Origin of the sequence: Caballeronia sp. LZ033 (assembly GCF_031451265.1) — a bacterium.
Taxonomy (GTDB): domain Bacteria; phylum Pseudomonadota; class Gammaproteobacteria; order Burkholderiales; family Burkholderiaceae; genus Caballeronia.
This window is the reverse complement of the sequence record NZ_JARUXQ010000002.1, coordinates 115,010-122,539: the sequence shown is the minus strand read 5'-3', so window position 1 is coordinate 122,539 and position 7,530 is coordinate 115,010. Positions and strand designations below refer to the sequence as shown.

7 protein-coding genes are annotated in these 7,530 nt (G+C 65.7%); 1 reads left to right on the top strand and 6 read right to left on the bottom strand.

Annotation, left to right across the window (positions count from 1 at the left end):
* Positions 1-840: acyclic terpene utilization AtuA family protein (locus tag QCE62_RS16130; protein ID WP_309920242.1), on the bottom strand; the 840-nt coding region annotated here is incomplete at its 3' end.
* Positions 841-1,002: 162 nt separating this feature from the next.
* On the opposite strand from QCE62_RS16130, the gene QCE62_RS16125 reads away from it, so the two are divergent.
* Positions 1,003-1,965: a LysR family transcriptional regulator gene (locus tag QCE62_RS16125; protein WP_309920240.1), complete on the top strand. Its 963-nt coding sequence runs from the start codon at positions 1,003-1,005 to the stop codon at positions 1,963-1,965.
* Here the strand turns inward: QCE62_RS16125 and QCE62_RS16120 are convergent, their stop codons facing one another.
* The 5 genes from QCE62_RS16120 to QCE62_RS16100 all read right to left on the bottom strand — a co-directional run bounded on the left by QCE62_RS16120 (position 1,966) and on the right by QCE62_RS16100 (position 7,226).
* Entirely contained in the window at positions 1,966-2,706 is a 741-nt protein-coding gene (locus QCE62_RS16120; RefSeq protein WP_309920237.1) for a GntR family transcriptional regulator, read from the bottom strand.
* Between the two features lie 90 nt (positions 2,707-2,796).
* Complete coding sequence (locus tag QCE62_RS16115; RefSeq protein WP_309920234.1) at positions 2,797-4,020, bottom strand: CoA transferase; 1,224 nt, start codon at positions 4,018-4,020, stop codon at positions 2,797-2,799.
* A 28-nt stretch (positions 4,021-4,048) separates the two neighbouring features.
* Positions 4,049-4,930, bottom strand: a complete 882-nt coding sequence (locus tag QCE62_RS16110) for a CoA ester lyase (RefSeq protein WP_309920231.1) — start codon at positions 4,928-4,930, stop codon at positions 4,049-4,051.
* Between the two features lie 11 nt (positions 4,931-4,941).
* Positions 4,942-6,372 carry an MFS transporter gene (locus QCE62_RS16105; RefSeq protein ID WP_309920228.1) on the bottom strand — a complete coding sequence of 477 codons (1,431 nt, stop codon included), beginning with the start codon at positions 6,370-6,372 and terminating at the stop codon, positions 4,942-4,944.
* Positions 6,369-7,226: a CoA ester lyase gene (locus tag QCE62_RS16100; protein ID WP_309920224.1), complete on the bottom strand. Its 858-nt coding sequence runs from the start codon at positions 7,224-7,226 to the stop codon at positions 6,369-6,371. Before QCE62_RS16100 ends, QCE62_RS16105 begins: the two co-directional genes overlap by 4 nt.
* Between the last annotated feature and the right edge of the window lie 304 nt (positions 7,227-7,530).

The following is a 7,530-nucleotide window of genomic DNA, read 5'->3' as shown; positions in this document are numbered from 1 at the left end:
CCGCTCCGTGAGCTGTTCGTAGGTCGCCTCGCGCAGGTCCAGCACGCCGCCCGGGCCCGTCAGCAAATCCGGACGCGTCTTCTCGTACAGCGTGTGCGCCGCCACCGAAGCCGGCGTGCAGCGCTCGCGCGGGTTCATCGGTTCGAGGTCGAAGCTGTCGCGGCGGATCGTCGCCAGAATCACCTTGCCCTTGGGCTCCGCGCAGTTCGCCCCGCACTCGACGATCTTGCCCATGTGCCAGTAAATGCCCGGCTCGATCCCGTGCAGCATGCACAGCCCCGCGAACGGCGCCGGATCGTAGGCACGGCCCGCCACGATGATGTCCAGATCGGGATGCTCGCGCAGGGCTTTCGCAAAGGGCTCAGCGCCCATCTGCGCGACGATATGCGACGACGCGCCCACATCCGACACCTGCAACTCCGGCGCCGATGCGCACGGCGTGATGCGGCCTTCGCCCATCGCATCGCGGACATACGAGGGGTCCACATCCGAATAGATCTTCGCGATCTTGAAGCGATAGCCTTCACGCTTCGCGATCTCTTCGATCACATCGACCATGAAATCCACATGCGCGCGAATGCCGGGGCCGCCCGCCGAGCTGATATAGATCGGCACCTTGCGCGTCGCGCAGGCGTCAAGCATCAGCGACAGATCGCGCAGATACGCTTCACGCGTCACCAGTGTCTTCGGCAGGCCGAGCAGATAAGGACCGGGGTCGGTAGAACCGCCATCGACGATCATCGCGTCGGGCTGTTGATCGATGCCGCGCCAGAAGTCGGCCGCCGGGATGCCGTAGCCCAGGATGCCGTTCGGCGTCAGGATCTTGATTTCGTCCTTCATGAAGTCTCCGTTCTCGACCAGCCGGGCCGCGTCGTTGCAACGCGCTTTCCGGTTCAGTCTCTAATGGCCCAATTATCGAGAACGGCCTCGCGAAACTCTATTCGCATTAGAATATCGATTTATAAGATGGCGTTATAAATCGGGAACGGAGGACACGGCGGCATGATGCAGGACGACCACTCCGCTCCGGACGAGGGCATCGACGGAATCAATCTGCGTTTCGATCTCATCGAGCTGGAAACCTTTCTCGCCGTGGCGGACCTCGGCAGCTTCAGCGCCGCCGCGAAGAAGATGCATGTCTCGCAGCCCTCCGTAACGAACCGCGTCCAGCGGCTCGAAGCGATGCTCAAGACGAAGCTCGTCGAACGCACGACCCGTCGCGTAACGCCCACGCCCGAGGGCGAAGAACTCGCGCGCCGCGCGCGGCTCGCGTTGCAGGGTTTACGCGAGTTGCTGACGGACTTTCATGCGCGTGCAGCGGCGTCCAAGATGCGCACGGTGATCGCCACCACGCCGATGCTCGCCGCCGTCGTACTGCCGCAACTCATCCAGTCGTTCCGCCAGGCGTATCCGTCGATCCAGATCCAGGTTCGCGACCTGCAATACGAGGCCGTGCTCGCGACGCTCGAAACCGGACAGGCGGACCTGGCCGTCAGCGCGTTCGATGGCGATTCCAGCAAGCTGCACTTCGAACCGCTCGCCCGCGAACCGATGCTCGTCGTGCTGCCCAAGGCGCATCCGCTGGCGGGCGCGCAGGACATCACGCTGGAGCAACTCGCCGATCTGCCGCTGATGCTGCTCGACCGTTACGCGTTGCTCCAGACGCGTCTCTCGGCCGAACTCGCCCGACGCGGCCTCACGCTCTCGACCATCCAGCACGCGACCAATGTCGGCACGGTGCTGGGGCTCGTCGATGCCGGGCTCGGCGCGACCTTCCTGCCGCGCTACATGGCGCAGCGCTACTCGCTCGAATCTCGTGCGACGCTGAACGTGCCGGAGATCGACCTGTCGCGCAACTTCGGCATTCTGGTGCGCGAAAAAGCCGATCTCAACCTGGCTTCGACGCTGTTCCTCGATCATCTGCGCGCCCACTTCGCCACGACGCTGCACGCCGGACAGACGTGACTACCTCGCGCCGGCCTTCGACTTCTTCGGCGCGCGCGGCGGCTCGGTCATCGACGTCATCGCCTCGGGCACGGGAAGGCCCAGCGAGCGAAAAGTCGTGTCGGTGATGATGCTGCGGAAGGTCTGCTCGGCGAAGTCGGGATCGCCGGACTTGAGTGCTTCGACGAACTCGTGATGATGATGCACGACGCTTTCGCTGCGCACCTCGTAGCTCGTATTGCCCTGCTGATAGAGCCGCACGAGCGAACTGATGGAATGCCAGGTGGTTTGCAGCAGATCGTTGTCGGCGAGCGTGCAGACGAGTTCGTGAAACTCCCAGTCCACCGCACGCAGCACGGCGGCATCATGGCCCGCTTCCGCGCGCTCCAGTTCCGCGAGCGACTGCTCCAGCTGCACGACGACATCCGGCTCATGACGGCAACGCGCCGCCACGAGCCGCGCGGCGAAGCCTTCGAGCACGGCGCGGATGCCGGTCATGCGCACGAAGTCGTCGTGCGAGACCTCGGCCACGTAGGTGCCCTTGCCGCGCACGGTGAAGACCAGCCCGTTGGCTTCGAGCGACTTGAGCGCCTCGCGCAACGGCCCGCGGCTCACGTTGAGCTGCCGGGCCAATTGCGTTTCGACGATGCGCTCACCCGCCTTGAGATCGCCTGAACGGATGGCGCTGACCAGCCGCGCCTCGACGAGTTGCGGCAACGAATGCTGCGGCGGCAGGGCCCATTTCTGATCGTCTGCGCTCATGGCGGTGGGCTGTTTCGTGATGACCCGAAGCGCGGCGCGAGGCTCGTCTGTCAACACGCCAGGGCCGCCGAAAAAGGATGCGCGATCATATCAGATGGCCCCTTCTTCCCTGAGCGTGGCGAGCTGCTCGGTATCGAGTCCGAGCAAGCCGCGATAGATGTCGTCGTTATGCTGGCCGAGGTCCGGTCCGAGCCAGTCGATGCCGCCCGGCGTCGCAGAGAGACGCGGCACGACATTCGGCACCGCCAGTTCGCCGATGCGCGCGTCCTGCATGGTCTTGATGTTCTCGCGCGCCGCGTATTGCGGATCTTCGAAGATCTCGTCGATGCCGTACACCGGCCCGCACGGCACCTGGAACTGTTCGCAGCGCGCGAGCACTTCGTCGCGCGTGAACTGCGCGGTCCATTCGCCGACAGTGCGGTCCACGTCGGCACGATCGCGCTCGCGGCCCGAAATGTGCCCCCACTTGCCTTCGCCCGCGAGTTCCGGCGTGCCCATCGCTTCAGCGAGACGCGCGAAGATCTTGTCGCTGGTGCAGGCAATGGCGATCCAGCGGCCGTCGCTGGTCGGATAGTGGCTGTGCGGCACCACGTTCACCGTGCCCGGACCCATGCGCTGCCGCACGAAGCCGTTCTTCTGGAACGACGGCGCGAGTTCATCGAGGATGCGGAAGATCGGTTCGTACAAGCCGATATCGACGAACTGCCCTTCACCCGTGCGTTCGCGCGCCTGAATGGCCAGCAGCGCGCCGAGCGCGCCGTAGAGGCCCGCCATGTAGTCGGGAATGGTCGCGGAGCCGGGCGTGACCGGCGGCCGGTCCGGATAGCCCGCGAGGAACGACAGCCCGCCGAACGCATTGCCGATGCGCCCGAAGCCCGGCCGGTCGCGATACGGCCCGGTCTGGCCGAAGCCCGAGATGCGCACCATGATGAGCCGCGGATTCACTTCATGCAGCACGTCCCAGCCGAGGCCCCACTTTTCGAGCGTGCCCGGCTGAAAGTTTTCGACAAGGATGTCGGCGTCCGCGACCAGCTTCTTCAGCAACTCGGCGCCACCGGGCTTGCGCAAATCGAGCGTGATCGACTTCTTGTTGCGGCATTCGGACAGCCACGGCAGCGTGACGCCCGCCTCCGTCATCGAGCCGAAGCGGCGCAATGCATCGCCCACGTCGGGCAGCTCCGCCTTGATGACCTCGGCGCCGAATTCGCCGAGCTGCGTCGAGCAGAACGGTCCCGCCAGGAAACTCGATACGTCGATCACGCGAATGCCGTCGAGCGGACGAACGTTGCGGGTGTCAGCCGATGTTGCAGTCATTGCCGTTTCTCCGATGGATGAAATGTTCTCAGCGCGCGTCGATCTGCGCGGCGAAGTCGAGCACGCGTTGCGCGCGATACGCGACCGGGTAATCGATGAAGGCGCCGTCGAGCCGGATCGACGCAACGCCTTCCGCTTCGGCGCGCTTGAACGCCTCGACGACGGCGCGCGCCTGAGTGATCTCGGCTTCGGTCGGCGAGAACGCGCGGTTCACCGCGTCGCATTGCGCCGGGTGGATGCACAACTTGCCCTGGAAGCCCATGCCGCGCGCACGGACCGCCGAGCGCGCGAGACCGTCGGCGTCGTCGAGGCGCACCCATACGGTATCGACGGGCGCCTGCAGTCCTGCCGCGCGCGATGACAGCACCAGCGCGCTGCGGTACGCATGCAGTTCCGACTCGTCGCCGCTCCATATGAGGTTCATGTCGAGGCAGAAGTCGCCTGCACCAAAAGCGAAGCGCTTGAGACGCCGCACACGCTGCGCCGCCGACGTGCACAACGCCTGAATCGCCGCGAAGCCCGCACCGGTTTCGATGATCGGCATCAGCTCGATGGAGTCCGCCTCAAGGCCACGCTCGCGCTCGAGCTGGCTCATGATCCAGTCGGCGGTATGCAGTTGTTCCACCGACTCGAGTTTCGGCAGCACGATGCCGTCCACGCCACGCGCGATCACCGCGTGCAGGTCGCCGAACGCGTACTCCGTGTCCAATGCGTTGATGCGGATATAGCCGCGCGCGCGATGCGGTGCTTGCAACGCTTCGACGACTGCCGCGCGCGTCGCAACCTTTTCGCTGGCCGCGACGGCGTCTTCGAGATCGAGGATTGCCGCATCGACATCGGCGTTCAGCGCCTTCTCGACGCGGCGCGCATGATTGCCGGGGACGAACAGAAAGGTGCGGGACAGCGCCATCGAACATCTCCTCAAGGTTTGGGGTCCAGTCCGGATTCGAGACTTTCGAGCGTCCGGCCGCGCACGTTCGGACCGAGCACGGCGAGCAGCAGCGCCATCACGACATAGGCGACGCCGACGGACGACACGACATAGAACGGGTTCTTCAACGTGAGCAACGCGGCCGCGACGGCGAACGGCGTGGCCGCCGACGCCAGCCGGCCGATCAGCGCGGCAGTGCCGAGGCCGCGCAGGCGCACGCCGGTCGGCAGGATCTCGGGGATATAGGTCGCAAAGCCGACCGACGATATAAAAAATATCGCCGTGACGAGGATCAGGCCGGTGATCATCAGTCCCTGCGGCGATGTCTGTCCCGCATAGGCGACGCCCGCGCACGCAGCGACCAGCGCGGCCGCCACCAGCGACCAGCGCCGCTCGATGCGGTCCGCCACCACGATGCCCAGCAGCGGCCCGAGGAAGCCGCCCATGAAGCTCACCGCAGCGAACGTGAAGGTGGAGCCGAGCGTGAGGCCGCGCGAGACGAACAGCGTCGGCAGCCAGCTGATGAGCACGAACAGGCCCGTCAGATGACAGATGTTGAACACGACGGCCAGCGCGAACCGTCCGCGCACGAGCGGCGAGAACAGCGCATCCCAGCCGAGATGCCGCGCCGGTTCGCGGGCGAGTTCGGCATCGGGCAACGTCTTGCCTTCGCGCTGCACGATGCCGGCCTCGATCGAATCGACCACGCGTGCCGCTTCCTCGTCGCGACCGACCGACGCAAGCCAGCGCGGCGACTCCGGCAACAGGCGCTTGTTTGCGAAGACCAGCAGCGCCGGAATCACCGACAGCAGGAACAGCACGCGCCAGCCGACGTTCACGTCGGTGTTCGGCACGATGAGCCGTGCCATCAGGGCGCCGAACGGCAGGCCGCCGTTCAGCAGCAACGCCACCGCCGACTGGAAGCGTCCGCGATAACGCCGCGGCGTGAACTCGTTCAGATACGCATAACCGGTGACGGTGACCGTGCCGATCGCGAAGAGGTTGATCGTGCGGAACGTGAGCAGCATGCCGTAGCTTGTCGCGAAGCCGCAGCCGAGGCTCGACAGGCTGTAGACCAGCACCGTCGCCTGGAACAGACGTCGGCGGCCGATGCGGTCACCGAGCAGTCCCGCCGCGATCGAGCCGAATGCGGCAGCGATGAGCGGCACCGAGATGAAGGTGGCCGTGGTCGCCGGCGTGAGCCAGCCGTGCTTGTGCAACGCCGGGATGACGAAGCCGGTGACGGTGAGATCGTAGCCGTCGAAGAACATCGCGACGCCCAGGATCGCGAACAAGGTCCAGTGAAAGCGCGACAGCGGCAGGCGCTCCATGCGCCCGGCGATGTTCAGCGCGGAGACATGCGCGTCGGTCCGCGCACGCACGTCGGCATCGTCGTACGAGGTCAGCGTGGCCTGCTTCATGACGTTCTCCCTTGCGCGTAGGCGGCGATGTCGAGCAGCCGCTGCATGCGCGGCACCAGATCGATGGCGACGAATTCGCCGTCGACGATGGCCGTGCCCTCGCCGCTCGCCTTCACCGCCTCGAACGCGTCGACGATGCGTCGGGCTCGCGCGGTTTGCGCTTCGGTCGGCGTGAACGCGCCGTTGACCGCATCGACCTGAGCGGGATGGAACACCACCTTGCCGCTGAAGCCCAGTTCCCGCGCGCGCAACGCGTCTTCATGCGTGCCTTGCGGATCGCGCAGGCCGTGCAGATAAGGCGCGTCGATGGCGTCGCAAGCAGCGGCGCCCGCTGCCGCGACGATCGTCGAACGCGCCCACAACAAGGCGGTCGGCGTGATCTCGGCGCCGGTTTCCATCGTGTAATCGCCCGAGCCGAAGAAGAACGCGCAAAGGCGCGGCGAGGCGTCGGCGATGCTCAGTGCGTTCAGCACGCCGCGCGGCGTCTCCAGCGTGGCGATCAGCCTGACCGGCGCATCGCGACGTGTGAGTTCGGTGTCGAGCCAGCGCAGTTGCTCGGCGGATTCGACCTTGGGCACGAGCAAGGCGTCGCAGTGCGTCAGCGGCACGACGTCGAGATCGCGCATGCAATCCGCCGTGCCCACCGCGTTGATCCGCACCACGCGCTCGCGGCCGCCGAAGTCCAGCGCCGGCATCAGCTTCGCGAGATTGGCGCGCGCTTCGTCACGGCGCACGGGCGGCACGCCGTCTTCGAGATCGAAGACAAAGGAATCGACTGCCAGCTTCATCGCGCCCGCCATGCGGTCGGGGCGATGCGCGGGCGTGATGAGCATCGAGCGGCGGATACGCATCATTGCGGCCTCCGCGTCGAAGCTCGATGAAACAGCGCCGGAAGGCGCGGAGAGAGCATGCACGTACGCATTCGGTCGTCTCCTGAAGAAGCCCGCCGGGTCACTGCCGGCGGGTCTGCAATTCATTCTGTCAAGCTGTCGACAGTCGGACGATAGGGGTAAACGCGCCGCATCCTGCTTTTCCCGCAGTACGGCACGTTTCGCTGCAAGCCTTACAGCACAAGGGTTTGCGCGCCATGAACACCCGTGCGCTATGCGGTTCCTGCATAACAGGTATTCGAGCGTTTGCGTCGGGCTATCAATACGC